Here is a 25,398-nt window from a genome sequence, read left to right as displayed (position 1 = left end):
GGCTCAGCAGCGCCCGGTGAAGTGAGTCGTCACGACTGCCCCCTCTGAATCGGGTGCCGCCGGCCCCTCGCCCCCGGTCTCGGTGTCCTCGATCTCTCTCCGGAGGGGGCGCGGCCTTGCGGCACGCCGACCATCAAACCCAGTCGCCGCAACGGATGTCAACATCCGGCGCGCATCCGGCGCAGGTGATCCCGCTCGCTTCCGTTGCGTGCCAGGGCGATCGCCGTGTCGTACGCCGCGGCCGCCTCACCCGTACGGCCGAGCCGGCGCAGCAGGTCCGCGCGGACCGCGTGGTACAGGTGGTGCCGGGGCAGGTCGAGCGGGTCGACCAGGTCGAGCGCCGCGGCGGGCCCGGCGACCTCGGCGACCGCGACCGCCCGGTGCAGCGCCACGACCGGCGTCGGCGTCATCGCCTGGAGCTGGTCGTACAGGGCGAGGATCTGGCGCCAGTCGGTGTCCGCGGCGCGCGGCGCGTCGGCGTGCACCGCGTTGATCGCCGCCTGGATCTGGTACGGGCCGGGACGGTCGCGGCGCAGGCACGCGCGTACCAGGGACTGGCCCTCGGCGACGAGCGCGCGGTCCCAGCGACCCCGGTCCTGCTCCGCGAGCGTCACCAGCCGCCCGGCGGCGTCGGTGCGCGCGTCGCGCCGGGACTCGGTCAGCAGCATCAGCGCGAGCAGTCCCACCGCCTCCGGCTCGTCCGGCATCAGCTCGACCAGCAGCCGGCCGAGCCGTACGGCCTCCGCGCACAGGTCCGCCCGTACCAGCGCGTCGCCGGAACTCGCCGCGTACCCCTCGGTGAAGACCAGGTACACCACGGCGAGCACCGACGTCAGCCGCTCCGGCAGGTCCTGCTCGTACGGCACCCGGTACGGGATGCGCGCGTCCCGGATCTTGGCCTTGGCCCGTACCAGCCGCTGCGCCATCGTCGACTCCGGTACCAGGAACGCGCGGGCGATCTCCGCCGTGGTCAGCCCGCCGACGAGTCGCAGCGTCAGCGCCACCCGGGCCGCCGGGGCGAGCGCCGGGTGGCAGCAGGTGAAGACGAGGCGGAGCCGGTCGTCGTGCACGGCGCCCTCCTCGTCCGGCTCGTCGTGCGCGGCCAGCCGCGCCGCCTGCTCGTACTTCCCCGGCCGGGACGCCTCGCGGCGCAGCCGGTCGATCGCGCCGTTGCGCGCGGTCGTGATGATCCAGCCGGCCGGACTCGGCGGTACGCCGTCCACCGGCCAGCGGTGCAGTGCGCGGGTGAACGCGTCCTGCACCGCCTCCTCGGCCAGGTCGAGGTCACCGAACGCGCGCACCAGCACCGCGACCGCCCGCCCGTACTCGGCGCGGAACACCCGCTCGACCGCGGCGGCCGGCACCTCCGGCACTCACGCCCCCTGGAACGGGCGTACCTCGATGGGCAGGGTGGTGATGCGGCTGATCCGCTTCGCCCAGCCGAGCGCCGCGTCCAGGTCCGGTACGTCGACGATGGTGAAGCCGCCGATGTGCTCCGTGCCCTCCGCGTACGGCCCGTCGGTGGTGAACACCTCGCCCTCCTTGAACCGCACGACGGTGGCGGTGTCCGGCTGGTGCAGCCCGCCGGAGAACACCCACACGCCGGCGGCGCGCATCTCGTCCTCCATCGCGTACAGCTCGCGCATGACCGGCTCCAGCACCTCCGGCGGCGGCACGATGCCGTCGGGCTGCCACATGCTCATCACGTACTTCGTCATGACGCACCTCCGTGGTTTCTCGTAGCTTCACCCTCCATACGAACGGCCGCCGGCCGGATCGACACCCTGGGACCACTTTTTTGCCGCCGGACTTGCGGGTGGGTCGATGTGCCGATGTGGCCGACCCGCACCGTCCGGTACCGTCCCGGAACGTTGCGACGGAACGACCCTGGATGCGTGCGATGACCGGTTCCCCCGTCCCCACGGTACGGTCGCGGCGGTGGCCCTGGGTGCTCGCCCTCGGCGGCCCCGCGCTCGCGTTCGTGGTCGCCCTGCTCGTCGAGTTCGTCGTACTCCCGGCCCTGCACGGCGGCGCCGCCCCGGCCACCCCGGCCGCGCTCGCCCGCGCCGGCACCGCCGCGCTGCGCCGCGCACCCGCCCTCCGGTACGTCGGGGACGTGCTCGCCGGCGACCGCGTCGTGCACGTCGACCTGCGGGTGACCGCCGCCGGCGACACCGTCGGCACGCTGCGGCTGCCCACCGGCGGCAGCGCGCGGCTGCTCGCCGTCGCCGGCGGCACGTACGTCGACGGCGACCGTGGCTGGTGGTTGTCGCTCGCCGCGGACCGTACCGGGATCATGGCCGGGCACTGGGTGAGCGGCGCACCGTCCGTGCTCGGCGGGCTCGACCCGCGCACCGCGCTGCGCCCGGCCGCGCTCGCCGCCGCGCTCGGCACCGTACCGGCGGGCGCGCGCGCCGCCACCGGCCGGGCCACCCGCCTCGGCGGCACGCCCGTCACCCCGGTCACCACCTCCACCGGCGCCACCCTGTACCTGCACGGCACCGTCACCGCCCTCGACGCGCGCCTCGCCGGCCGGTACGCGGCGCTCGACGTGACGCCGGTCGGCCGGGACACCGCCGCGCGCGCGGTCGCCGCCGCCCGCCGCGCCGCCGCCACCGTCCAGCGCTACGACACGCTGCCCGCCCGGTACGTGTCGGTGTCCGGCACCGGCAGCTGCGACGGATCGAGCTGCACCGAGACCGTGAAAATCCGGAACGAGGGCGGCCGCGCGACCACCCCCGGCACCGTGTACGGCCGGCTCACCCAGGGCAGCGTCGAGGGCGCGAAGCTCGGCGACTGCCACGCGCAGCTCCCGCCGATCGCGCCGGGCCGTACGGCGACGGTGCGGTGCACGGTGCACGCGTCGCCCGACGGTCAGGGCTGGTACCAGTGGGTCACGTTCAGCCCGGGGTGGCAGGGCAGCGATCCGGCGCCGCTGGTCCGGCTGCTCGACCGCGGGTACGACCTCGAATGGCTCGACGAGGACGACCACCCCGTCGAGGTGCTGACCGCGCTCGGCGGCCTCATCGCCGACCCCGGCTGGACCCGGAAGACCGTCGAAAGGACCTGCGCCGCGCTGGTACGGGCGGACCTGATCGGCGACGTCGCGCACCTGGTCGCGTCCGGCCGGCTCGCGTACCGGGCCGCGGACCTCGCCGCCGACGTCGCGGCGCACCGGCTCACCCCCGCCGCCCTGACCGAGGCGGTACGCCGGGCCGACGCCGGCACCGACCGCGTCGCCGTGGGCACCTGGCGCACCGGCGGCCACTCGTACCGGGCGGACGTGATCGACGCCGGCCGGCACCAGACGGTACGCGTCGCGCAGGTCGACTCGTCGTCCGCTTCCGTTGCGGTACAACGGATCGCCGCTCTCGCGGGTGCCGTACCGGCCGCGCCGCCCGGGTACGCCGCGACGCTGCGGGTCACGCTCACTCCGGCAGTGGTCGCGCTGTACCGGCTCGGCGGCGCGGATCTGCGGGACGCGCTGCGCCGCGCCGGCCTGACCCGGGTACGGCTGGGCGCGGTGCGCGGCCTGACCGTGGTCGGTGCCGGCGGTCGCGCGACCGATCTGCGCGCCACCGACTTCTGACGCCCCGGCACGGGAAGGGGTACCCGGCCCGGTCGCGGTGGGGGTTGCCAAGGGGCCGCAATGCCGTGAGAATTCGATTTCTCACGGCATTGGGGGATCTGTCATGACCGCATCCGCATCCCGCCCACTCGCCCGCCGTACCGTGCTGCGCGCCGGACTCGGCCTCGCCGCGGGAGCACTCGCCGTCCCCGCCACCGCGTCCGCCGCGACCGGCGGCACCGTCCACCCCGACGCGATCAGCGGTACGAAGATCAGGAACCTGACCGGTCCGGCCGAGACCGGCGGGTACGCGGCGCCGTGGGCGGACCTCGGCATCCCGGCGCGCTGCCCGGACGGCTCGATGCTGTTCGTCTGCGGCGACACGTTCGACGGGGCGACGGTGGGCGCCGCGGACTGGCGCGCGCCGACCGGGCTGCGGTCCAGCAACGGCAGCCCCGCGGGCATCGCGATCGACGGCAGCGTCGGCGGTTCGCACGCGGTCGGGCTCGTACCGGAGCCGCACAATCCCGTCGACGGTGGCTACACGACGGCGATCCCGTCCGACGTGTTCACCGTCGGCGACACGATGTACATGCACCTCATGCGCGGCGTCATCTACCGCACCGACCACAGCGACTTCTGGCGGTCCACCGACAACGGCGAGACCTGGGAGTACCTGTGCCTGTGGCCGGGCGACATGTACGGCGGCCAGTTCCAGCAGAAGACGTACGCGGTGGCCGACGACGGGTACTGCTACGTGCTGTCCACGGTGTTCAACCGCGACGTCACCTCGGGCCTGCTGCTGCACCGGGTACGCCAGGACAGCCTCGGCGTGCCCGACGCGTACCAGCCGTGGGGGTACGCGAACGGCGCCTGGGCGTGGGGCAACCCGCCGACCACCATCACCGGCGCGCGGCGGTGGGGCGAGATCTGCTTCCGCGCCATGGGCGGGCAGTACGCGTTCACGTGGCTCAACATGGATGCGCTGTCGATGCGGGCGCAGGTGTTCCCGCTGCCCACCTCGAACCTGTTCACCACACCGGAACAGACCATCATCGTGCCGACCACGCCGGGCAACGAGGGCGGCAACGCGGTCGCCAGCCCGTACGGCGGGTTCATCGTGCCGGGCTCGACGTTCGACGACTTCCACGTCTGCGTCAGCCAGTGGTACGACGACGTCGACTACCGCGTCATGCACTACCGGATCGACGGCCTCGCGCACTGACGCCCGCCCCGGGAGGGCGCCGCGCCGGCTGATGCGGGAGTACCGGAAAAGTGTTGCGGGGCAACGGGATCCGGCCGATGCTGGGCGGATGGAGGTGCTCCAGGACGACCCCGGACGCCGGGTGGTGCGGATCGGCGACACGGTGCGCCGGCCGTGGCGGCCGTGGACCCCGACCGTGCACGCGCTGCTCGACCACCTGCGCGCCGTCGGCTTCCGGTACGCGCCGCGTGCGTTCGGCGCCGACCGCGAGGGCCGCGAGGTGCTGGCGTATACGTAGTTGAGGAGCGGCAGCGACGATACCTGCCGGGGGAGTGCGGTCCGGCCGGCTGGGCGAAGGTGGTCGATCCGGTGGGTCTGCGGGCGTTCGGCCGGCTGCTGCGGGAGTACCACGAGGCGGTCGCCGGGTTCGTCCCGGGCGCGCATCGCCACCTTCTGCGCCGCGTACGGCGTGGACCCGGCGGGCATGGCCGACGCCGTACTCGACGCCCAGCGGACCACCGCGGCCCTCGCGCGTGACCTGGCCCGGCGGGGCCGGGAGCCGCAGGTGACCTGGGCCCGGCAGGGACACCTGGCGGAGCTGGACCGCCGCATCGCCTGGACCGCCGCACACCGCCACCTGGCCGGGTGACCGCCACGCGCCACCCTCGGCGGTGGCGGAGAACCAGCGCGCCACCGGCGGGGAGCGGACGCCGGTCAGCGGCGGCGGGAACTGGCGCGGACGTGCAGCTCGGTGCGCAGGGTCGCGACGGTCGGCGGCCGGCCCGGGTCGTCGATGCGCGACTTGAGCAGCGTCGCCGCGGTGCGACCCAGCTCGTACGTCGGCTGGGTGACGGTGGACAGCGGCGGCCGGATGAACGTCGCCCACGGTACGTCGTCGAAGCCGACCACGGCGACCTCGTCCGGCACCCGGATCCCCTTGTCCGACAGGAACTCCAGCGCGCCGACGGTCATCAGGTTGTTGGCCACGAAGACCGCGTCGGGCCGGGCGGCGGCGAGGTCCGCCATCGCCTCGTACCCGCCGCGCTCGCGGAAGTCGGCGTGCCGCTCCAGCTCCGGCTCCGGCGTACGCCCGGCGGCGCGGAGCGCGGCGCGGAACCCGCGCAACCGCTGGCTGGCCGTACTCAGCCGGGACGGGCCGGTGATGCACGCGATCCGTTCGTACCCCTGGTCGATGAGGTGTGCGGTGGCCTCGCGCGCGCCGTGCTCGTTGTCGACCAGCACGGTGTCGAGGGCGAGCCCGCGCGGGCGGCGGTCGATGGCGACGACGGCGCGGCCGGCGTCGACGAGCGCCCGGATGTTCGCCGTACGGCTGGTGGGGGAGACGATGAAGCCGGAGATCTGGTCGGCGAGCAGGGCCGTGACGTACCGCGCCTCCTTGTCGGGCTGCTCGTCGGAGTTGCACAGCACCACCGAGTATCCGAGGTCCTGCCCGGCGTCCTCGACGCCGCGGACCACGGCGGTGAAGAACGGGTTGTTGACGTCGGAGATGATCACCGCCCACAGGTTCGTGGTACTGCGCCGGAGGTTGCGCGCCAACGAGTTCGGCCGGTAGCCGAGCGTCGCCGCGGACTCGCGCACCCGGGCGGTCAGCGCGGCGTCGACGCCCTCGTGCCCGTTGAGCACGCGCGAGACCGTCGCCGGTGACACCCCGGCGTGCCGGGCGACATCGTAGATGGTGGGCATGCCGACCATGGTCCTCCATCACCTCCCCGGCTCCGCCGCCCGGGTACCGAACCGGCGGGTCACCCTTGACGACCCGATGTGGTGCACCTAGGTTATCGAGAAATCGGTTTCTCGTTGCGAATCGTTGTCGACAGTGTGTCGGAGGCGGGTCATGCACGCGATCGAGGGAACATTCGGGATCTCGGCGCTGACCGCCGGCCGCAGCCGATCGATCAGCCCGGAGAACCCGACCGGTGCGCCGGGCAACGGCGGCCGCGCGACCGAGGGCACGGGTGCGCGGGCCGCGCGCGACCTCGGCCCCGGCTGGAAGGTGTCGCCGAGCATCGACATCCCTGCCGGCGCCACCGCCGTGCTCGGCGAGATCGAGGGCCCGGCGACGATCCGGCACCTCTGGCTCACCACCCACCGGGACAACTGGCGTTCCCTGGTACTGCGGGCCACCTGGGACGATGCCGACACGCCGGCCGTCGCCGTACCGTTGGGCGACTTCTTCTGCTCGGGGTGGGGCCGCTTCGCGCAGGTGAGTTCGGCGCCGGTGGCGGTCAACCCGAACGGCGGCTTCAACGCGTACTGGGAGATGCCGTTCCGGCGGTCGGCGCGGCTCACGCTGGAGAACCTCGCCGCCGAACCCGCCACCGTGTACTTCCAGATCGACTACGAACTGGCGCCCGTCGCCGACCACGCGGGATACCTGCACGCCCAGTGGCGACGCAGCAACCCGTTGCCGTACAAGGAGGTGCACCCGATCCTGACGGGGGTGACCGGCGCCGGGCACTACGTCGGGACGTACCTCGCGTGGGGGGTGAACTCGACCGGCTGGTGGGGCGAGGGCGAGCTGAAGTTCCACCTGGACGACGACGAGGAGTTCCCCACGATCTGCGGCACCGGCACCGAGGACTACTTCGGCGGCGCCTGGAACTTCGACGTGCCGGGCCAGGGCTACACCCCTTACAGCACACCGTATCTGGGGCTGCCACAGGTGATCCGCCCGGACGGCCTGTACGAGAGCCAGCAGCGCTTCGGCATGTACCGATGGCACATCCCCGATCCGATCCGGTTCGAACGGGGCTGCCGGGTGACGGTCCAGGCGCTCGGCTGGCGCTCCGGCGGGCGGTACCTGCCGCTCACCGACGACATCGCGTCCACCGCCCTGTGGTACCAGGCGGATCCGGGCGGGGTTCCGGGCGGCGCGCTGACCGCCGACGAGCTGGAGGTGTGCTGACATGGCGGGGATCCGGCGCCGGTCGCTGTTCACCGCGGCGGCCGCGGGCGCGGCCACGCTCGGCGCGCCGGCACTGCTGTCCGGGTGCGGGAAGTCCGGCGGTGCCAAGGAACTGACGTTCTGGAACTTCTACGCGCCGAACCCGAACCCCGGCGATCCCACCCTCGCCGCCCAGAGCAAGTGGTTCGAGGACATGGTCGCCGCGTGGAACCGGGAACACGAGACCAAGATCCGCCTCCAGTACGTGACGATCCTCGGGACGCCGAAGCTCGCCACCGCGTTCGCCGCTGACGAGGGCCCGGACATCTTCCTGATCAGTCCAGGCGACATCCTCCGGTACTACAACGCCGGCGTGCTCACCGATCTCACGCCGTACCTGACGAAGGAGGCGATCGCCGACTTCTCGCGGCCGAACATGGACACCCGCCTGGTCGGCGACCGGGTGTACGCGCTGCCGATGGAGATCGAGCCGCTCGCCATGTTCTACAGCAAGCCGCTGATGGAGTCCGTCGGCGTCACCGCCGACAGCGACCTGCCGACGACCTGGGACGAAATGCTGGCGCTCGGCGAGAAGCTGAAGCGGGCGAAGAAGCCGCCGATCGTGTTCTGCGCCGCCCCCGGCTACTACCAGAACTTCACCTGGTACCCGTGGATGTGGCAGGGCGGCGGCAACGCGATCTCCGCGGACGGCAAGCACAGCGCGTTCGACTCGCCCGGCGCGGTGCACGCGCTGAACCTGTACAAGCAGACGATCCAGCGGGGCATCTCGCCGCGGGTCGAGCCGGCCAACGCGGACGGCGCGCTCGCGCTCATGCAGGGCTACGCCGCGGCATACCACACGGGCATCTGGTCGGTCGCCGAGTTCCGCCACCGCAAGCCGAAGTTCCCGTACGGGGTGTTCGCGCCGCCGACCCCGCCCGGCGGTACGCCGAAGACGGTGCTGGGTGGCTGGGCGTTCGTGGCGAACGCGCGGGGGCGCGACCCGGAGACGGCGGCGAAGTTCTGCGCCTGGGCGATCGGTTCGATGGAGCAGGACTCGATCGACCGCGTCGTCGACTGGTGCACCAAGGCCAAGGCCGACATCGCGCCGCGGAAGTCCGCGCTGGAGCTGGCGACCCGCAACGGCGGGTACGACGACCCGATCATGAAGAAGTTCAAGGACGAGATCTTCCCGACCGGCCGGGGCGAGCCACGCTACCCACCCGTGGTGTACAAGGCGATCTCCGACGCGATCCAGGCGTGCCAGCTCACCGGCGCGGATCCGCGCCAGCAGGCCGAGCTGGCGTCGAAGCAGATCGACGCGTACCTCAAGAGCTACGAGGGGGGCAGGATCCTATGACCGCGGTCGCGCAGGCACCGGCGGGCGCCCCGTCGACGACGAGCGGGCGCCGGCCGACGAGCCGGAGGCGGCGGGAGGCGCTCGCCGCGATGCTGTTCCTGGCGCCGGACATGCTGGGGCTGCTGCTGTTCCTGGGCATCCCGATGGTGGCGTGCCTGGTGCTCGGCTTCTTCCAGGTGGACGGTTTCGGCGGGTACAAGTGGATCGGGCTCGGCAACTACGAGCGCATGTTCGCCGACCCGCTGTTCCTGCACAGCCTCCGCACCACCCTGCTGTACCTGGTGATCCTGATCCCCGGGCTGTTCGTGGTGAGCCTCGCGCTGGCCCTGCTGGTACGCCAGCGTTTCCCGCTCGTCGGGCTGGTGCGCAGCATGCTGTTCGCGCCGAACGTGGTGAGCCTGGTCGTCGTCGCGCTGGTGTGGAAGTTCATGCTGACCGACCAGATCGGCGTGATCGACCGGATCCTGGGCTTCTTCGGGGTCACCGCACCGTCCTGGCTCGGTACGCCGAAGTGGGCGGTCGGCAGCATCCTCGTCGTGACCATCTGGTTCGCGATGGGCTACTACATGCTCATCTTCCTCGCCGGCCTCCAGGACATCCCCCGCGAGTACTACGAGGTGGCGAAGCTGGACGGGGCCGGGCCGTGGCAGACGTTCCGGCACATCACCTGGCCGCTGCTCAAGCCGACGAGCTTCTTCATCCTGCTCACCTCGACCGTGTCGATGATGACCGGCGGCCTCGACCTGCTGTACGTGCTGACCAGCGGTGGCCCCGCCAACTCGACCACCCTGATCATCTACTACATCTACCAGCAGGCGTTCGTGTACGGCGAGTTCGGCTACGCGTCGGCGATCGGCGCGTTCCTGGTGGTGATCCTGCTGATCTGGTCGGCGGCGCTGTTCGCGCTGACCCGGGGAGGGCGGTTCGGCGATGGCGACAAGTGACACGGTGACCCGCCCCGCGGTACGCGTCAACCGGCCGTCCGGTCGCGGCCGGCGCGCCACCGCGCTGACCGTCGGCGCCATCCTCGCGCTGATGACGATCTTCCCGCTGCTGTGGATGGTGACCTCGTCGTTCAAGGGCGCCGACGAGGTACTGAGCACGAACCTGTTGCCGCACAAGGCGACCCTGTCCAACTACACGTACGTGTTCACCCAGGTGCCGTTCGCCCGGTACCTGCTGAACAGCCTCATCGTCTCCGTCGTGGTCACCGTGGTGGCGCTGTGGTTCCACTCGATGGCCGCGTACGCGCTGGCCCGGTTGCGGTTCCCCGGGCGGGACACGCTGTTCCTGCTGATCTTCTCCACGCTGCTGGTGACCGCGCCGGTGATCCTGGTGCCGCTGTTCCTGATCGTGCACACGCTCGGCCTGCTCGACACGTACGCGGGGCTCATCATCCCGGCCATCTTCAACGCGTTCGGCATCTTCCTGCTGCGCCAGTTCTACCTGTCGATCCCGAGCGAACTGGAGGACGCCGCGATCGTCGACGGCTGCTCGTACTGGCAGATCTACTGGCGGGTCATCCTGCCGCTGTCGAAGCCGGTGTTCGCGGCGCTCGCGGTGCTGTTCTTCCTCGCGAACTGGAACGCGTTCCTCTGGCCGCTGATCGCCACGAACTCGCAGGACCTGAACGTCGTGCAGCTCGGCATCGCGTCGTTCCAGCAGGAGCACGCCAACAACTGGAACTACACGCTCGCCGCGTCGACCATCGCGGCGATCCCGACGCTCGGACTGTTCGCGCTGTTCCAGCGCCGGATCGTGGAGTCCATCAAGACGTCCGGCTTCAAGTAGGCCGCGGGATTCCGTTGCGGGGGGCCGGATCCGGCCCCCCGCAACGCGTGTCAGGCGTAGTACACGGCGAGTTCGGCGACCGAGGTGAACGCCTGCGTGCCACCGGGCACGCCGTACAGCCGGACGCCGTCGCCCCACGTGTCGTCGAACGTGAACGTGTACGTGACGTTCGTGCCGGCCGCGTCCGAGTACGGGTAGGCCGGGTCGACGGTGACGCCGGTGACGTCCACCCACGCGTGGTTCTGGCGTACCTGCACGCGCAGGTCGCGGGCGAACCAGCCGCCGTCGGCGAACATCGTCCCGGTCGTGTAGACGACCCGGTTCACGTGGTACGCCCGCGGCCAGGTGTAGCCCCACTGGTCGGAGTCCTTGGCCGTACCGTCCCAGGAGTCCTCGCTCTGCGCGGTGTTCCCGTCGTTGAGGTACGCGAGGTTGCCGTAGTGCGAGGTCTTGTCGACCGGTACGGTGCCGGCGACCGTACGGGCCAGGTTCGCGGACGCGTCGCGCGGGTTGCCGGGCGTCGTCGGCTGCCACGGCGTGACCACCAGGCGCCGCAACGAGAAGTCGTAGTTCGCCGGGCCGGAGTCGTTGCCGACGAACCAGTTCGCCTGCACCCACATCGTGCGGCCGTCGGCGCTGACGTACGCGGACGGGATCGTCGTGGCGTAGCCGCCGTTCTTCGGTCCGGGCGCCGCACCCCACCACGGGTACGGGCCGAAGTCCTTGTGCAGGAACAGTGTCCACGGCCCCCACGGCGCGGGCGCCTCGTAGAACTCGAACGTGTACTCGGTCCACGACGTGTACAGGTAGCGGTCCAGGCCCGGGTTGTAGAGCACGCCGCCCTGGGCGAGCACGCTGAGGTTCGTCGGGCCGTTCTTCGGGTTGTTCGAGATCGTCGGGTAGAGGCGCCGGTCGTCGTGCAGGACGGCCCGCCGCGCGCCGATGTCGGCGCTCCACTGTGGAGTGTCGCCGGCCAGCCCGGTGAAGAACCGCCACGCCGACCGGTCCTGTACCGAGCCGACCGGAACCCGCGCCAGGTACAGGTCGACCGGGTCCGGCACGGTGTGCGCGTACGAGGTGCGCCAGTTGCCGTCCAGCCCGTACGCGTAGACGTAGCCGGAGTCGTCGGGGCCGAGGACGCTGCGGTGCACCGAACCCTGGCCGAAGTCGAGGAAGAACACCGTGGTGAACACGTGGTCGGTGAACATCGGCGCATCGGTGTGCGTCCAGGTGACGCCGCCGTCGGTGGAGCGGGCGATGCTCGCGGCGGCCGCGTCGTCGAACGGGTCGACGCTGCCGGACTTGAGGTCCTGGACCGCGAGGTACAGCTCGTCGGTGCCGTCGCCGTCCCCGTCGATCGCGATCATCCCGGTCGGCTTCCGGTTGTACTGCGCGGGATCCGACCACACCGGGCCGATCGCGTCACCGCCGGCCGTGCGTACTCCCGTGATGCCGGACGGTGGGGCGCCGGTGATCCGGTTCGCCACGATGTCGAGCGCCGGCTGGTCGGAGAAGCCGCGGCCGTCGCCGTTCGCCGCGTAGGTCGCGCCGTCGCGGGCCCACGCCGACGGCCACAGGTCGCCGTCGCTCGCGGTCGACACCTCCGCCGCGTACGGCAGGTCGACGGTGGCGAAGAACGTGCTCGCCGGCTCCACCACACCGTCCGCCGGCGTCACGCGCCTCCCCGCGTACGCCAGGGGTGCGCCGGCCGCCACCAGCGGTACCGCCGCCAACCCGCCCAGGATCACCCCGCGTCTCGACACCCCACCGGCCATCGCCGACACCTCCGCTGGAAATCGATTTCTCGCCAGCGTAGGGCGATACGCCCGACCTGTCCACGGCCCGGCCGGGATCTCAGGGCTTGACGGCCAGGAACAGGAACGCGGCCAGGAGTACCAGGTGCACCGCCGCCTGCAACCGGGTCGCCCGACCCGGCACCACCGTCAGCACGCTGACCACGACGGTGATCCCCAGCAGCACCATGTGCACGCTCGACAGGCCCAGGATCAGCGGACCCGGCAGCCACACCGACGCCAGCGCGATCGCCGGGATCGTCAGGCCGATGCTCGCCATCGCCGAGCCGTACCCGAGGTTGAGGCTGATCTGGATCCGGTTGCGCCGCGCCGCGCGACCCGCCGCCAGCGTCTCCGGCAGGAGTACGAGGAGGGCGATGACGACGCCGACGAACGACGGCGGGAAGCCGACCGCGCGGACGCCGGACTCGATCGCCGGCGACTCGACCTTGGCCAGGCCGACCACCGCGACCAGCGCGATCAGCAGCTGCCCCAGGCTCGCCAGCGCCGCCCGCCGGGACGGCCGCGCCGCGTGCTCCTCCTCCTCGGCGACCTCGCCCCGGCTGTCCACCGGCAGGAAGAAGTCGCGGTGCCGCACCGTCTGGGTCAGTACGAAAACCAGGTACAGCGCGAGCGAGGCGATCGCCGCGAACGTCAGCTGCGCGGCCGAGAACTCCGGCCCCGGCTTCGTGGTCGTGAACGTCGGCAGCACCAGGCTCAGCGTCGCCAGCGTGGCGACCGTGGCGAGCGCCGCGCCGCTGCCCTCCGAGTTGAACCGGGTCACGCCGTACCGGAGGGCGCCGAGCAGCAGCGCCAGACCGACGATCCCGTTCGTGGTGATCATGACGGCGGCGAAGACGGTGTCCCGGGCCAGCGACGCGCTGTCCTTGCCGCCCGAGACGGTGAGCGTGACGATCAGGGCGACCTCGATGACGGTGACCGCGACCGCGAGTACGAGGGAACCGAAGGGCTCGCCGATGCGGTGCGCGACCACCTCCGCGTGGTGCACCGCGGCGAGCACGGCACCGGCCAGCAGTACGGCGATCAGGGCGACGGGCACCGGGCCGAGGTGGCGACCCCACGCCACCACCAGCGCGATGACCGCGACCAGCGGTACGAGAAGCTGCCAGGAGACACGCAAACGCATGTGATCAACACTGACAGAGATCCGCGGGGGTAACCACCGAATGGCCGAGCCGATGGTGACACCGCCCGATCCCGCCGCACCCGGTACGTCCCCGGCCCGGCGCGGCGAAGCCGGGCGACCGTACCGGGCGTCGGGGCACGACCGGCCTGTGACGGTGACGTACCGGTGGATCGGTCGTGGACGGCGCATCCGCTGCCGTACCAACGGATCCGGCCAGGGCGCGGAACTGGCCGGGTGGCCGATGCGGGCTGCGCGGTTCGGACGGAAACACGGCGTTCCCACCACGCGGCGACGGGTCGGCGGGCGATGATGTCGGCATGTGTCGGTGGTTGGTGTACGCGGGGTCGCCGATCCGGCCCGAGGAAGTGCTGTACAAGACGGACCACTCGCTGATCGACCAGAGCATGCACGCGCGGATGGGCGCCACCACGCTCAACGGCGACGGCTTCGGCTTCGGCTGGTACGACGGGTCGCGCCCGCCGGGACTGTTCCGCGGAACCGGCCCGGCGTGGAGCAACCGCAACCTGCGCGAGATCTCCGAGCACCTGGAGACCGGGCTGTTCTTCGCGCACATCCGGGCCTCGACCGGCTCGGCGGTGCAGGAGACCAACTGCCACCCCTTCCGGTACCGGAACTGGTTGTGGATGCACAACGGGCTGATCAAGGACTTCCCGCGGATCAAGCGGGAACTGGCGCTCGCGGTGGAACCCGAACTGTTCCCGCACATGGAGGGCACGACCGACTCGGAGATGATGTTCTACCTGGCGCTCAGCCTCGGGCTGCGCAGCGACCCGCCGAAGGCGGTGGCCCGGATGGTCGGGCACGTCGAACGGGTCGCGGCCGAGCACGGCATCGCCGACCCGGTGCAGATGACCGTCGCGACCTCCGACGGCGCCCGCGTCTGGGCCTTCCGGTACTCGACGCAGCGCAAGTCCCGGTCGCTGTTCTACTCGCGGGAGATCGACGCGCTGCGCGCGCTGTACCCGGAGAACCCGACGTTCCAGCGGCTTTCGGAGGAGACCCGGATCATCGTGTCCGAACCGCTGGGCGACCTGCCGGGCGCGTGGCAGGAGGCGCCCGAGTCGGCGTACGGCATCGTGCAGCCGGGCGAGGACCGCATCGCCGCCTTCGAACCCGAGCCCGTCTGACCCACCGCGCATCCCGTTGTACGGTGCGGGAGTGCGCATGCTCCGTACGGTCGTGGCCGTGCTCGGCGCCGTGGTGATCCTCGGTGCCGGGTGCGGTGGGCCGACCGTGCACCACGCCGCGTCCTCGCCGGCGCCGCCGCACCCGACGACCGCACCGCGCCCCGCCGCCTCCCCGTCGTCCGCCGCACCGGCCACCCCGGTGCCGTCCGCGCGGCGGTACGCGCACATCGTCGTGGTGGTACTGGAGAACAAGAGCTTCCCGGACATCGCGACCAGCCCGGACGCCACGTACCTGCGGGCGCTGGCCGCGCGCGGCGCGCTGTTCACCCGGTCGTACGCGGTGACCCATCCGAGCCAGCCGAACTACCTGGCGCTGTTCTCCGGGAGTACGCAGGGGGTCACGGACGACTCGTGCCCGCAGACGTTCGGCACCGGTACGCTCGCCGGTCAGCTCCGCGCCGCCGGCCGCACGTTCGCCGCGTACTCGGAAGGGTTGCCGGCGACGGGATTCACCGGCTGCTCGGCCGGCTCGTACGCGCGCAAGCACGCGCCGTGGGCCGACTTCCCGGCGGTGCCGGCCGGCACGCAGCACCCGTTCGGCGCGTTCCCCGCCGACCCGGCCGCGCTGCCGACCGTGTCGTTCGTCGTGCCGAACCTGTGCGACGACATGCACGACTGCCCGATCGCCACCGGCGACGCGTGGCTGCGCACCCACCTCGACGCGTACGCGCGCTGGGCGAGGACGCACGACAGCCTGCTCGTCACCACGTTCGACGAGGACGACCAGTCGGCGGGCAACCGCATCTGGACGTCGTTCACCGGTCAGGGCGTCCGACCCGGCCGGTACGCCGAGCGCGTCGACCACTACCGCGTGCTGCGTACCGTCGAGAGCCTGGAAGGGCTGCCGGCGTTGGGCGACGCGGCGCGCACCACACCCGTGACCGACGTGTTCGGCGGGTCCGGCGGCGCTCCTCAGAGGTCCTGACAGAAAGGCGTCGTCCTGAGTCCGCCAGGCGCCGACAGTCCTTTCTGTCAGGACCTCTTAGGGTGTCGGCATGGACCGGCACATCGTCTTCGAGCGGCTGCACAACGTCCGCGACCTCGGCGGGTACCGGGGGCACGGTGGCGGCACCGTCCGCTGGGGCGCGCTCTACCGGGCGGACTCGCTGGGCAAGCTGGCCGGCGCCGACCTGGCCCGGTTCCGCGCCCTCGGCGTCCGTACCGTCCTCGACCTGCGGTACCCGTGGGAGGTCGAGGCGCGCGGCCGGGTGCCCGCCGACGAGGGCCTGACGTACCGGAACCTGAGCATCGAGCACCGGCCGTACGACCAGGCGGCGATCGACCCGGCCGTCGACCCGTGGCGCTTCCTCGCCGACCGGTACGCGGAGGTCGCCGCCGACGGTGCGGTGGAGCTGCGGCAGGCGCTGACCGCGCTCGCCGACGACCCGGGTCCGGTGGCGTTCCACTGCGCGTCCGGCAAGGACCGTACCGGGATCGTGGCGGCGCTGGCGCTGACCGTACTCGGGGTGGCGGAGGCGGACGTGCTGGCCGACTTCGCGCTGACCGAACGCGCCACCGACCGGCTCGTCGCCGACTGGCACGCCGCGAACCCCGGCCGCACGCTCCGCTGGCCCGGGTACGGCCGCGCCCCGGCCACGGTGCTGCGGCTGTTCCTCACCGACCTGGCCGGCACGTACGGCTCGGTCGACGCGTACCTGCGCGACGTGGTCGGCGTCGACACCGCGCTGACCGACCGGCTGCGCGCCCGCTACCTGGTGCCCTGACCTGGGCGGCCCGCGCGGCACAGGTTCCGCACAGGCCGGACCTGTGGCGGGTACAGCGGGGGCCGGCAGGGTGGCGCGGTGACCACGATCGAGGCGCCGCCGACAGCCCTGCCCGAGACGCGCGTCCGGGGAGGTGGCTGGCGGCACCGGGCGGCGTACGCCGGGCTGCTGGTCGGCACCGCCGTGCTGTACCTGGTGGGTCTCGGCTCGTCCGGCTGGGCCAACGCCTTCTACTCGGCCGCCGCGCAGGCCGGCGCCTCGAACGTCACCGCGTTCCTGTTCGGTTCGTCCGACGGGGCGAACGCGATCACCGTCGACAAGACCCCCGCGTTCCTGTGGGTCATCGACATCTCGGTGCGGCTGTTCGGGCTCAACACCTGGAGCATCCTCGTACCGCAGGCGCTGGAGGGCGTGGCCGCCGTCGCCGTGCTGTACGCGACGGTCCGGCGCTGGTTCCCGGCCGGCGCCGCGCTGCTCGCCGGCGCCGCGCTCGCGCTCACCCCGGTCGCCACGCTGATGTTCCGGTTCAACAACCCGGACGCGCTGCTCGTGCTGCTGCTGACCGCCGCCGCGTACGCGACGACGCGGGCGCTGGAACACGACCGGCCGGCGCCCGTCGCGTCCCGACTGCGGTCCCTGGTCGGTGACCGGGCCGTACGCTGGCTGTTCCTCGCCGGCGTGTTCGTCGGCTTCGGCTTCCTGGCCAAGATGCTCCAGGCACTCGTGATCGTGCCCGTCCTGGCGCTGGTCCACCTCGCGTACGCGCCGGCCGGCCGCCGCATGCGCACCCGGGTACGCGACGTGCTCGTCGGCGGGCTCGGCCTCGTCCTCGCCGCCGGCTGGTGGATCGCGCTCGCCGAACTCGTACCCGCCGCGGACCGGCCGTACATCGGGGGGACGCAGCACAACAGCGTGCTCGAACTGACCTTCGGGTACAACGGGTTCGGGCGGCTGACCGGCGACGAGACCGGCGGCCTCGGCAACATGAACGCCGACGCCGGGCCGCTGCGGCTGTTCGGCAGCGAGATGGGCGGGCAGATCTCCTGGCTGCTGCCCGCCGCACTGCTGCTCCTGGTCGCCGTGCTGTGGCTGACCTGGCGCAACCCGGACCGCGACACGGACGGTGGCGCCGCCCCGGCCGTACGCCGGATCCGCGCCGCGCTCGTCCTCTGGGGCGGCTGGCTGGTGCTCACCGGCGCCGTCATCAGCCTCGCCCAGGGCATCATCCACCCGTACTACACGGTCGCGCTCGCGCCCGCGATCGCCGCACTCGTCGGCATCGGCGGCTGGTACGCCTGGCGGTACGCGCGGCTGCTCGCGGCCGGCACCGTCGCCGTCACCGCCGCCTGGTCGTACGTGCTGCTGGACCGGACGTCGGACTGGCAGCCGTGGCTGCGGTACCTGGTGCTGTTCGGCGGGCTGCTGACGGCGGTCGCGCTGTGGCTGACCGCCACGATGTCCCGCCGGGTCGCCGCCGTCGCCGGGATCGCCGCCGTGGCAACGGTACTGGCCGGCCCGCTCGCGTACTCGGTGTCCACGGCGGCCAGCCCGCACACCGGCGCGATCCCGTCCGCCGGACCGGCCGGCGCGGGCGGCGGCTTCCGGACGGCCGGCGGCGGGAACGGCGCCCCACCCGGCCGGAACGCCGCCCCCGGCGCCGGAAACGGCACCGGAATCGGCCCAGCCAACGGCAACGGCCCAGCCAACGGCAACGGCAACGGCTCCGCGAACGGTAACGGGATCGGGAGCAGCGGTGGCGGGTTCCCGGGCAACGGGTTTCCCGGCAACGGCGGGGGAATGCGCGGCGGCGGGATGAACCTGCTGGACGCGCCGACCCCGACCGCCGCCGTCGTGAAACTGTTGCAGGCCAACCATTCCCGGTACTCCTGGGTCGCGGCGACGGTCGGCTCGAACAGCGCCGCCGGGTACCAGCTCGCGGCCGGGTACCCGGTGATGGCGATCGGCGGCTTCAACGGCACGGACGCGTACCCGACGCTGGCGCAGTTCCGGGAGTACGTGGCGGCGGGGCGGATCCACTGGTTCGTCGGTGGCAGCGGCGGCGGTGCGGGGATGCGCGCGACGAGCGGAAGCCAGGCGGCGCAACGGATCGAGTCGTGGGTGGCCGCGCACCACACCGGCCGTACGGTCGGCGGCGTCACCCTGTACGACCTGACCGCGCCGACGTCGTGACGTACTCACAGAGGTGGCACAGGATCGCCACACAGCCGGCAAAGCGCACCCGGTGAGGCTCGGAACCATGGCAACCTCGACGATCCCGTCCGCTCCGGGCGAACCCGTGCCCACCACGTCCGCGACCGTCCCGGTCCTCGACGTGGTGGTGCCGGTCTACAACGAACAGGACGACCTGGCGTCGTGCGTGTACCGGCTGACCGAGTACCTGGGGACGCACTTCCCGTACCGGTACCGGATCACGGTGGCGGACAACGCGAGTACCGACGAGACGCTGCCGATCGCGCAGAAGCTCGCGGCGGAGCTGCCCGAGGTGGCCGTGACGCACCTGGACCAGAAGGGCCGGGGCCGGGCGCTGGCGCAGGTCTGGTCGGCGTCGGACGCGCCGGTGCTGGCGTACATGGACGTGGACCTGTCGACGGACCTGGCCGCGCTGCTGCCGCTGGTGGCGCCGCTCATCACCGGCCACTCCGACCTGGCCATCGGTACCCGGCTGTCGCGCGGATCCCGGGTCGTACGCGGGACGAAGCGCGAGGTCATCTCCCGCTGCTACAACCTGCTGCTGCGCGGCACGCTGCGGGTCGGCTTCTCCGACGCGCAGTGCGGGTTCAAGGCGATCCGCCGGGACGTGGCGCGCGAGCTGCTGCCGCTGGTGGAGGACACCGGCTGGTTCTTCGACACCGAACTCCTCGTCCTGGCGCAGCGCGCCGGCCTGCGGGTGCACGAGGTACCGGTGGACTGGGTGGACGACCCGGACAGCCGGGTGGACATCGTGTCGACGGCGCTGGCCGACCTGAAGGGCATCGTACGGGTCGGCCGGGCGCTCGCCACCGGGCGGCTGCCGCTGGCGGAGCTGAGCAGCCAGCTCGGCCGCCACCCCCTGCCGGTACGGACGCCCGGGGTGCCCGCCGGGCTCGTCCGCCAGGCCGTACGGTTCGCCGCGGTCGGCGTCGCGTCGACGCTGGCGTACCTGCTGCTGTTTCTGGTGCTGCGCAACGGGATCGGCGCGCAGGGGGCGAACCTGGTGGCGCTGCTGGTGACCGCGGTCGCGAACACCGCGGCGAACCGGCGCCTCACGTTCGGGATCAGTGGGCGGCGGCACGCGGGCCGCCACCAGGCCCAGGGGCTGCTGGTGTTCGCGCTCGGCCTGGCGCTCACGTCCGGTTCGCTGGCCGTCCTGCACGCGCTCACCGGTACGCCGCAGCGGCTGGTCGAGCTGGTCGTCCTGGTCGCCGCGAACCTGGTGGCGACCGCGCTGCGCTTCCTGCTGTTGCGCGTGTGGGTCTTCGGAACCGCGCGCTAGAGACTGCCACGACGATGATGGGGGATACCGTGTCCACGACGACGCTCGCGCCACCCGCGCACGCCGCGCCGCCCCGCGGCAGGAGCCGCCCGGTCTGGCTGTGGCCGGCGCTCGGCGTCCTGCTGGTCGGCACCGCCGTGCTGTACCTGTGGAACCTGTCGGCCTCCGGGTACGCCAACGACTTCTACGCCGCCGCCGTGCAGGCCGGTACGCAGAGCTGGAAGGCGTGGCTGTTCGGCTCGCTCGACCCCGGTTCCGGCATCACCGTGGACAAGCCGCCCGCCGCGCTGTGGGTGATGGGCCTGTCCGGCCGGATCTTCGGTTTCTCGTCCTGGAGCATGCTCGCGCCGCAGGCGTTGATGGGCGTCGCCTCCGTCGCCCTGCTGTACGGTGCGGTCCGCCGCGTCGCCGGGTACGTCGCCGGTCTGGCGGCCGGCGCGGTCCTCGCGCTGACCCCGGTCGCGGTCGTGATGTTCCGGTTCAACAACCCGGACGCGCTGCTGGTGCTGCTGCTCGTCGCCGCCGCGTACGCGACGACCCGGGCGATCAGCCGCGGCCACGTCGGCTGGCTGGTGCTCGCCGGCTCCGCGATCGGTTTCGGCTTCCTGACCAAGATGCTCCAGGCCCTCCTGGTACTCCCCGGCCTGGCGCTGGCGTACCTGGTGGCGGCGCCGGTGTCGCTGCCGCGCCGGCTGTGGCACCTGCTCGCCGCCGGCGGTGCGATGATCGTCTCCGCCGGCTGGTACGTGGCGCTGGTGGAGCTGTGGCCCGCCTCGTCCCGGCCGTACATCGGGGGATCGACGACCAACAGCCTGCTGCAGCTCGCCGTCGGGTACAACGGGCTGGGCCGGATCTTCGGCGGTGGCGGCAATCCCGGCGGTGGCGGCAAAGGCGGCGGTGGTGCCGGCGGTGGCTTCGGCGGCGCGACCGGCATCACCCGGATGTTCTCGTCCGAGTTCGGCACCGAGATCTCCTGGCTGCTGCCCGCCGCGCTGGTGGCGCTCCTCGCCGGGCTGTGGCTGACCCGCCGCTCCCCGCGTACCGACCGGACCCGGGCGGCGCTGCTTTTGTGGGGCGGCTGGGTGCTCGTCACCGGCCTCACCTTCAGCTACATGTCCGGCATCATCCACCCGTACTACACGGTCGCGCTCGCGCCCGGGATCGCCGCCGTCCTGGCGATCGGCGTGCAGCGGCTGTGGCAGACCCGGTCGAGCCTGCTGTCCCGCGCGCTGCTGGCGGTGGTCGTGGTGGCCGCCGGCGCCTGGTCGTTCGTACTGCTCGCCCGCGCTTCCGCCTGGCACCCCGAGCTGCGGTACGCGGTCCTCGTACTGTCGCTCGCGGCCGCCGTCTGGCTGCTCGTCGGCGGCCGGGCCGGAGTCGGGCTCGCCAGCACACCGGGCCCGCGTTCGCTCGTGGTACGCCGGATCGCGGTGCTGCTCGCCGTGGTCCTGGCCGTCGCCGGGATCGGCGGCAGCGCGGCGTTCGGCGCGGCCACGGCCGGCACCGCGCACACCGGCAGTACCCCGAGCGCCGGCCCCTCCGGGTACGTATCCGGCGGCATGGGCGGCTTCCCCGGCGGCGGCACCTCCGGCAACGGCCGTACCGGCAACGCGCCCGGCAACGGCAGCGCGCCCGGCGGCACGGGCAACGGTTCGGGCAACGCGCCCGGCGGGTCGACCGGGCCGCAGGGTGGCCGCGGGACGGGCGGTCCCGGCGGGGAGATGGGAACCAACAGCGCGCTGGTGGCGCTGCTGAAGCAGAGCACCTCGTACCGCTGGGCGGCGGCCACGAACGGCTCGATGATGGCCGCCCCGCTGGAACTGAACAGCGGCGCCTCGGTACTCGCGGTCGGCGGGTTCTCGGGCGGCGACAACTACCCGACGCTCGCGCAGTTCACGGCGTACGTGGCGGCGCACCAGATCCACTACTACGTCTCGGAGGGCCAGGGCGGCATGGGCGGCGGAATGGGTGGCAACAACCGGATCGCCTCCTGGGTCGCGGCGCACTTCACCGCGAAGACGGTCGGCGGCACCACGGTGTACGACCTGACCGCGCCGAAGAGCTGAACCCCGGATCCCGTTGCCCCACAGCGGGATCCGCCCATCCCGGCCCCGGCCCGCACGCCCGTGCGGCCGGGGCCGTCGCCGGCGGCCTCACCATGTGCCCGTACGCCGGGCGGCTCGCCGCGGCCGCCGCCGTCGGCACCCCCGACACCGACCTCACCCCGTACGACCCGCTGCGTACGGGGCGCGTCAGGGCGTCCGGTACTCCTCGATCCGCGCGCTGACCCGGCCGGACGGCGTCGCCCACGTGACGGTCTCGCCGGCGCCGTGCCCGGCCAGCGCGCGCGCCAGCGGGCTGTCCTGGGTGATGGCGCCGGCCGCCGGGGCCGCCGCCACCTCCAACCGCTCCGTACTCCCGTCCGGGTAGCGCAGCACCGCGCTGGTACCGAGCGGCGGCCCGTCCACCGGCTCCCCGCCGTACGTCAGGCGGTCCCGGAGTTCGGTGATCCGGACGTCCAGGTGGGAGATCTCGGTGGCCAGGCCGATCTCCTGCGCCTCGTCGGCGCTGTCGCCGGGGCCACGGTCGGCGGGCAGGTCCGCCGCGAGCCTGGCGCGTTGGGCCTCCAGCTCGGCCAGTTCCTCGCGCAGCCGCCGGTCCGCCTCACCCATCGGTCCTCCCTCGCCGACCCGCCGCGTCCGCGGCCGGTGGACGGCTCCATTGTCGGTCGGCCGGCGGGCGGGCGCCGGTGAACCGGCCACTTGACCCGCGAGGTCATCGACGGCGTGACCGTGCCCGGGTGATCGTGGTGCCGCACACCACGAGGGGACGGAGAGACCCGTGACCGCAGTACTGAACCTGCCCACCACGCCCACCGCGGTACGCCGCTGGGCCGCGCTGCCGGTGATCCTCACCGCGGCGTTCATGGTGACCCTGGACTTCTTCATCGTGGCCGTCGCCGTCCCGTCCATGCAGCGGGACCTGTCCGCGACCACCGGCGACAGCCAGCTCGTCCTCGCCGGGTACGGCCTGGCGCTGGCGTCGGCGCTGATCCTCGGCGGCCGGCTCGGCGACCTGTACGGACAGAAGCGGATGTTCCTGCTCGGGCTGGCGCTGTTCACGGCGGCGTCCGCCGGGTGCGGGCTGGCACCGGGCGCGGGCTGGCTGATCGCCGCCCGGGTCGGCCAGGGTCTCGCGGCGGCGCTGCTCACCCCGCAGGGCCTCGCGATCCTGCGCCGCACGTACGAGGGGGCGGACCGGGTCCGGGCGCTCACCGCGTACGCGCTGACCCTGGGGTTGGCGGCGGTCGGTGGGCAGCTCGTCGGCGGCCTGCTCATCGACGCGGACGTGGCCGGACTCGGTTGGCGCGCCTGCTTTCTCGTGAACGTCCCGGTCGGCCTCGTGACGCTGGCGCTCGCGCCGCGCCTGGTACCGGGCGGGCGGCGCACCGGCGGTCAGCTCGACCTGCCCGGCGCCGCGCTGGTGACGCTCGCCCTGCTCGCCGTCGTCCTGCCGCTCGTGGAGGGGCGCGAGCACGGCTGGCCGGCGTGGACCTGGCTGTCCCTGGCCGCTGCCGTACCGCTGGGCGCCGGGTTCGTCGCGTACCAGCGGCGGGTGGCGGCGCGCGGCGGGGGACCGCTGGTGCACCCGGCGCTGTTCCGGCACCGTACGTTCGGGGTCGGACTCGTCGCCACCGTCGCGTTCCAGGCGGGCATGGGGTCGTTCTTCTTCGTCCTCGCGCTCTACCTCCAGGCCGGGCACGGCATGGGGCCGCTCGGTTCCGGCGTGGCGTTCACCCCCATCGCCCTCGGGTACGTCGGCAGCTCGCTGCTCGCCGGCCGCGTCGCCGCACGCCTCGGGCGGCAGGCGCTGGCCCTCGGCGGCGGCACCATGGCGCTCGGCCTGACCCTCGTGTACCTGACCGTGCCGGCCGGGTCGGTGGCCGCGCTGGTGCCCGGGTTCGCGGTCACCGGCGTCGGCATGGGCCTCGTCCTCGCCCCCCTGACCACCCTCGTACTGGCCCGCGTGCCGGTCGAGTACGCGGGGGCGGCCGCGGGCGCGCTCAACACCGCGCAGCAGGTCGGTGGCGCGCTCGGCATCGCGGTCATCGGCGTCCTGTTCTACGGCCGGCTCACCGCCGGGTACGCCGTGGCGTTCCGCGCCGGGCTGGTGTACCTGGTCCTCGCCGCACTGGCCGTGGCGGTACTGGCCCAGGCGCTGCCGAAGCCGCGCCGGTGACACGAACCGGACCCGGGTGCGGTCGGCGGACATCCCGCCGGCCGCACCGGCGCGGCGTCCTCCGTCCGGGTGGCGGATCGGTTGAGCGTCCGCAAATCGGGTGCCGCGGGGTTGGCGCGGGCCGTCCGACGGGTCAGGATGGGGCTCCGGGCGAGGCGCCAGGTACTGGGGGGTTTCCTGGCCCCTCGCCCCATCCGCGCCCGCGGTCAGCCGGCCGGGCGTACCGCCTCGATGAGGAAACGGGCCGAGGTCGCGCGGAACGGGCCGTCGGCGGTGATCCGGTCGTGCAGTTCCCGCAGCCGGTCGCGGTACGCGTCCACGGTGAATCCCGGGACGATCCACGGGACCTTCCGCAGGAACACGATGACCGCGGCGACGTCGTCGAACGTCATCGGCAGCGACTCCACGAGCAGCCGCCTGATCCGCAACCCCGCGGCGTACGCGGCGGCCACGGCGACCTCCGGGTCGCGCCCCGGCGCCACCGGCGTCGGCCCCAGGAAGTACTCGGACAGCTCGTGCACGGAGGCCCGCCCCACCTGCTGCGACAGGTACGTGCCGCCGGGGGCGAGGACGCGGGCGATCTCGGGCCAGTCCGCGCGTACCGGATGGCGGCTGGTGACCAGGTCGAACGTGCCGTCGGCGAACGGCAGCGGCGCGTCCGGCGCGGTGCGTACGACGACGCCGGACAGCGGCGCCAGGTTCGCCTGCGCGACCGGCACGTTGGGCGCCCAGGACTCGGTGGCGACCAGTACCGGTGGCGGAGTGCCGGCGGTGGCGACGACCTCGCCGCCGCCGGTGTCGAGGTCGAGGGCGCGGTGCGCGCGGGCCAGGTACTCGCCGAGGAGCCGGGCGTACCCCCAGGAGGGGCGCGCCTCGGTCGCGCGGCCGGCGAACCAGGAGAAGTCCCAGCCCTCGACCGGCACCGCGGCGCCCTCGGCGACGAGATCGTCGAACGTTGCCATGGCG

Annotated in this window: 22 protein-coding genes; 15 read left to right on the top strand and 7 right to left on the bottom strand. The window is 73.0% G+C overall.

The window, feature by feature from the left end:
- Positions 1-158: 158 nt before the first annotated feature.
- Both Aru02nite_RS03215 and Aru02nite_RS03210 read right to left on the bottom strand, forming a co-directional pair.
- Entirely contained in the window at positions 159-1,373 is a 1,215-nt protein-coding gene (locus tag Aru02nite_RS03215) for an RNA polymerase sigma factor (RefSeq protein WP_239076352.1), read from the bottom strand.
- Positions 1,374-1,718 carry a YciI family protein gene (locus tag Aru02nite_RS03210; RefSeq protein ID WP_203654754.1) on the bottom strand — a complete coding sequence of 115 codons (345 nt, stop codon included), beginning with the start codon at positions 1,716-1,718 and terminating at the stop codon, positions 1,374-1,376.
- A gap of 182 nt (positions 1,719-1,900) precedes the next feature.
- Between Aru02nite_RS03210 and Aru02nite_RS03205 the strand changes: the two genes are divergently transcribed.
- From Aru02nite_RS03205 to Aru02nite_RS03190, 4 genes are all read left to right on the top strand, one after another.
- Positions 1,901-3,589 carry a hypothetical protein gene (locus Aru02nite_RS03205; protein WP_203654752.1) on the top strand — a complete coding sequence of 563 codons (1,689 nt, stop codon included), beginning with the start codon at positions 1,901-1,903 and terminating at the stop codon, positions 3,587-3,589.
- A gap of 103 nt (positions 3,590-3,692) precedes the next feature.
- Positions 3,693-4,793: a DUF4185 domain-containing protein gene (locus Aru02nite_RS03200; RefSeq protein WP_203654750.1), complete on the top strand. Its 1,101-nt coding sequence runs from the start codon at positions 3,693-3,695 to the stop codon at positions 4,791-4,793.
- An 88-nt stretch (positions 4,794-4,881) separates the two neighbouring features.
- Positions 4,882-5,070 carry a hypothetical protein gene (locus Aru02nite_RS03195; protein ID WP_203654748.1) on the top strand — a complete coding sequence of 63 codons (189 nt, stop codon included), beginning with the start codon at positions 4,882-4,884 and terminating at the stop codon, positions 5,068-5,070.
- Between the two features lie 186 nt (positions 5,071-5,256).
- Positions 5,257-5,421, top strand: a complete 165-nt coding sequence (locus tag Aru02nite_RS03190; protein ID WP_203654746.1) for a hypothetical protein — start codon at positions 5,257-5,259, stop codon at positions 5,419-5,421.
- 65 nt (positions 5,422-5,486) lie between these two features.
- Here Aru02nite_RS03190 and Aru02nite_RS03185 read toward each other — a convergent pair whose 3' ends face one another.
- Positions 5,487-6,476, bottom strand: a complete 990-nt coding sequence (locus Aru02nite_RS03185) for a LacI family DNA-binding transcriptional regulator (protein WP_203654744.1) — start codon at positions 6,474-6,476, stop codon at positions 5,487-5,489.
- 151 nt (positions 6,477-6,627) lie between these two features.
- On the opposite strand from Aru02nite_RS03185, the gene Aru02nite_RS03180 reads away from it, so the two are divergent.
- From Aru02nite_RS03180 to Aru02nite_RS03165, 4 genes are read left to right on the top strand one after another with little or no spacing between them, the layout of a single operon-like run.
- Complete coding sequence (locus Aru02nite_RS03180) at positions 6,628-7,698, top strand: glycoside hydrolase family 172 protein (RefSeq protein ID WP_203654742.1); 1,071 nt, start codon at positions 6,628-6,630, stop codon at positions 7,696-7,698.
- Between the two features lies 1 nt (position 7,699).
- Positions 7,700-9,037 (top strand): ABC transporter substrate-binding protein, encoded by a 1,338-nt coding sequence (locus Aru02nite_RS03175; protein ID WP_203654741.1) that lies wholly within the window; start codon positions 7,700-7,702, stop codon positions 9,035-9,037.
- The gene (locus tag Aru02nite_RS03170; protein ID WP_203654740.1) at positions 9,034-9,981 is read left to right on the top strand and encodes a carbohydrate ABC transporter permease; all 948 of its coding nucleotides are present in this window, start codon (positions 9,034-9,036) and stop codon (positions 9,979-9,981) included. Before Aru02nite_RS03175 ends, Aru02nite_RS03170 begins: the two co-directional genes overlap by 4 nt.
- A complete protein-coding gene (locus Aru02nite_RS03165) occupies positions 9,968-10,828 on the top strand; it encodes a carbohydrate ABC transporter permease (protein WP_203654739.1) in 861 nt (286 codons plus the stop codon). The genes Aru02nite_RS03170 and Aru02nite_RS03165 overlap by 14 nt, the downstream gene beginning before the upstream one ends.
- A 50-nt stretch (positions 10,829-10,878) precedes the next feature.
- On the opposite strand, the gene Aru02nite_RS03160 is transcribed toward Aru02nite_RS03165, so the two are convergent.
- Together Aru02nite_RS03160 and Aru02nite_RS03155 are read right to left on the bottom strand one after the other, a co-directional pair.
- Positions 10,879-12,603 carry a glycoside hydrolase family 183 protein gene (locus Aru02nite_RS03160; protein WP_203654738.1) on the bottom strand — a complete coding sequence of 575 codons (1,725 nt, stop codon included), beginning with the start codon at positions 12,601-12,603 and terminating at the stop codon, positions 10,879-10,881.
- Between the two features lie 79 nt (positions 12,604-12,682).
- Entirely contained in the window at positions 12,683-13,768 is a 1,086-nt protein-coding gene (locus Aru02nite_RS03155; protein ID WP_203654737.1) for a calcium:cation antiporter, read from the bottom strand.
- Between the two features lie 317 nt (positions 13,769-14,085).
- Here Aru02nite_RS03155 and Aru02nite_RS03150 point away from each other — a divergent pair, with 317 nt between their 5' ends.
- From Aru02nite_RS03150 to Aru02nite_RS03125, 6 genes are all read left to right on the top strand, one after another.
- Positions 14,086-14,916 carry a class II glutamine amidotransferase gene (locus Aru02nite_RS03150; RefSeq protein WP_203654736.1) on the top strand — a complete coding sequence of 277 codons (831 nt, stop codon included), beginning with the start codon at positions 14,086-14,088 and terminating at the stop codon, positions 14,914-14,916.
- 37 nt (positions 14,917-14,953) lie between these two features.
- The gene (locus Aru02nite_RS03145; RefSeq protein ID WP_203654888.1) at positions 14,954-15,901 is read left to right on the top strand and encodes an alkaline phosphatase family protein; all 948 of its coding nucleotides are present in this window, start codon (positions 14,954-14,956) and stop codon (positions 15,899-15,901) included.
- A 70-nt stretch (positions 15,902-15,971) separates the two neighbouring features.
- Entirely contained in the window at positions 15,972-16,700 is a 729-nt protein-coding gene (locus Aru02nite_RS03140; protein ID WP_203654734.1) for a tyrosine-protein phosphatase, read from the top strand.
- 78 nt (positions 16,701-16,778) lie between these two features.
- Positions 16,779-18,890: an ArnT family glycosyltransferase gene (locus Aru02nite_RS03135; RefSeq protein ID WP_203654732.1), complete on the top strand. Its 2,112-nt coding sequence runs from the start codon at positions 16,779-16,781 to the stop codon at positions 18,888-18,890.
- Positions 18,891-18,957: 67 nt separating this feature from the next.
- A complete protein-coding gene (locus Aru02nite_RS03130) occupies positions 18,958-20,193 on the top strand; it encodes a bifunctional glycosyltransferase family 2/GtrA family protein (protein WP_203654730.1) in 1,236 nt (411 codons plus the stop codon).
- Positions 20,194-20,210: 17 nt separating this feature from the next.
- Positions 20,211-22,259, top strand: coding sequence for an ArnT family glycosyltransferase (locus Aru02nite_RS03125; protein WP_203654887.1), 2,049 nt, complete (start codon positions 20,211-20,213; stop codon positions 22,257-22,259).
- 186 nt (positions 22,260-22,445) lie between these two features.
- Here Aru02nite_RS03125 and Aru02nite_RS03120 read toward each other — a convergent pair whose 3' ends face one another.
- A complete protein-coding gene (locus Aru02nite_RS03120; protein WP_203654728.1) occupies positions 22,446-22,865 on the bottom strand; it encodes a GreA/GreB family elongation factor in 420 nt (139 codons plus the stop codon).
- A gap of 169 nt (positions 22,866-23,034) precedes the next feature.
- On the opposite strand from Aru02nite_RS03120, the gene Aru02nite_RS03115 reads away from it, so the two are divergent.
- On the top strand, positions 23,035-24,432 hold the full coding sequence (locus Aru02nite_RS03115; protein ID WP_275408570.1) for an MFS transporter: 1,398 nt from the start codon (positions 23,035-23,037) through the stop codon (positions 24,430-24,432).
- 206 nt (positions 24,433-24,638) lie between these two features.
- On the opposite strand, the gene Aru02nite_RS03110 is transcribed toward Aru02nite_RS03115, so the two are convergent.
- Positions 24,639-25,394, bottom strand: coding sequence for a methyltransferase domain-containing protein (locus tag Aru02nite_RS03110; protein ID WP_203654726.1), 756 nt, complete (start codon positions 25,392-25,394; stop codon positions 24,639-24,641).
- Positions 25,395-25,398: the final 4 nt, after the last annotated feature.

Source organism: Actinocatenispora rupis (assembly GCF_016861975.1).
In the GTDB taxonomy this organism is placed as follows: domain Bacteria; phylum Actinomycetota; class Actinomycetes; order Mycobacteriales; family Micromonosporaceae; genus Actinocatenispora; species Actinocatenispora rupis.
Note: the sequence above shows the minus strand (reverse complement) of the source record. Positions and strands in the feature narration are given on the sequence as shown.

Coding starts and splice junctions, on each gene's coding strand:
- Aru02nite_RS03210 (WP_203654754.1), bottom strand. CDS start 1,718: ATGACGAAGTACGTGATGAGCATGTGGCAGCCCGACGGCATCGTGCCG.
- Aru02nite_RS03205 (WP_203654752.1), top strand. CDS start 1,901: ATGACCGGTTCCCCCGTCCCCACGGTACGGTCGCGGCGGTGGCCCTGG.
- Aru02nite_RS03200 (WP_203654750.1), top strand. CDS start 3,693: ATGACCGCATCCGCATCCCGCCCACTCGCCCGCCGTACCGTGCTGCGC.
- Aru02nite_RS03195 (WP_203654748.1), top strand. CDS start 4,882: ATGGAGGTGCTCCAGGACGACCCCGGACGCCGGGTGGTGCGGATCGGC.
- Aru02nite_RS03190 (WP_203654746.1), top strand. CDS start 5,257: ATGGCCGACGCCGTACTCGACGCCCAGCGGACCACCGCGGCCCTCGCG.
- Aru02nite_RS03185 (WP_203654744.1), bottom strand. CDS start 6,476: ATGCCCACCATCTACGATGTCGCCCGGCACGCCGGGGTGTCACCGGCG.
- Aru02nite_RS03180 (WP_203654742.1), top strand. CDS start 6,628: ATGCACGCGATCGAGGGAACATTCGGGATCTCGGCGCTGACCGCCGGC.
- Aru02nite_RS03175 (WP_203654741.1), top strand. CDS start 7,700: ATGGCGGGGATCCGGCGCCGGTCGCTGTTCACCGCGGCGGCCGCGGGC.
- Aru02nite_RS03170 (WP_203654740.1), top strand. CDS start 9,034: ATGACCGCGGTCGCGCAGGCACCGGCGGGCGCCCCGTCGACGACGAGC.
- Aru02nite_RS03165 (WP_203654739.1), top strand. CDS start 9,968: ATGGCGACAAGTGACACGGTGACCCGCCCCGCGGTACGCGTCAACCGG.
- Aru02nite_RS03160 (WP_203654738.1), bottom strand. CDS start 12,603: ATGGCCGGTGGGGTGTCGAGACGCGGGGTGATCCTGGGCGGGTTGGCG.
- Aru02nite_RS03155 (WP_203654737.1), bottom strand. CDS start 13,768: ATGCGTTTGCGTGTCTCCTGGCAGCTTCTCGTACCGCTGGTCGCGGTC.
- Aru02nite_RS03150 (WP_203654736.1), top strand. CDS start 14,086: ATGTGTCGGTGGTTGGTGTACGCGGGGTCGCCGATCCGGCCCGAGGAA.
- Aru02nite_RS03145 (WP_203654888.1), top strand. CDS start 14,954: ATGCTCCGTACGGTCGTGGCCGTGCTCGGCGCCGTGGTGATCCTCGGT.
- Aru02nite_RS03140 (WP_203654734.1), top strand. CDS start 15,972: ATGGACCGGCACATCGTCTTCGAGCGGCTGCACAACGTCCGCGACCTC.
- Aru02nite_RS03130 (WP_203654730.1), top strand. CDS start 18,958: ATGGCAACCTCGACGATCCCGTCCGCTCCGGGCGAACCCGTGCCCACC.
- Aru02nite_RS03125 (WP_203654887.1), top strand. CDS start 20,211: ATGGGGGATACCGTGTCCACGACGACGCTCGCGCCACCCGCGCACGCC.
- Aru02nite_RS03120 (WP_203654728.1), bottom strand. CDS start 22,865: ATGGGTGAGGCGGACCGGCGGCTGCGCGAGGAACTGGCCGAGCTGGAG.
- Aru02nite_RS03110 (WP_203654726.1), bottom strand. CDS start 25,394: ATGGCAACGTTCGACGATCTCGTCGCCGAGGGCGCCGCGGTGCCGGTC.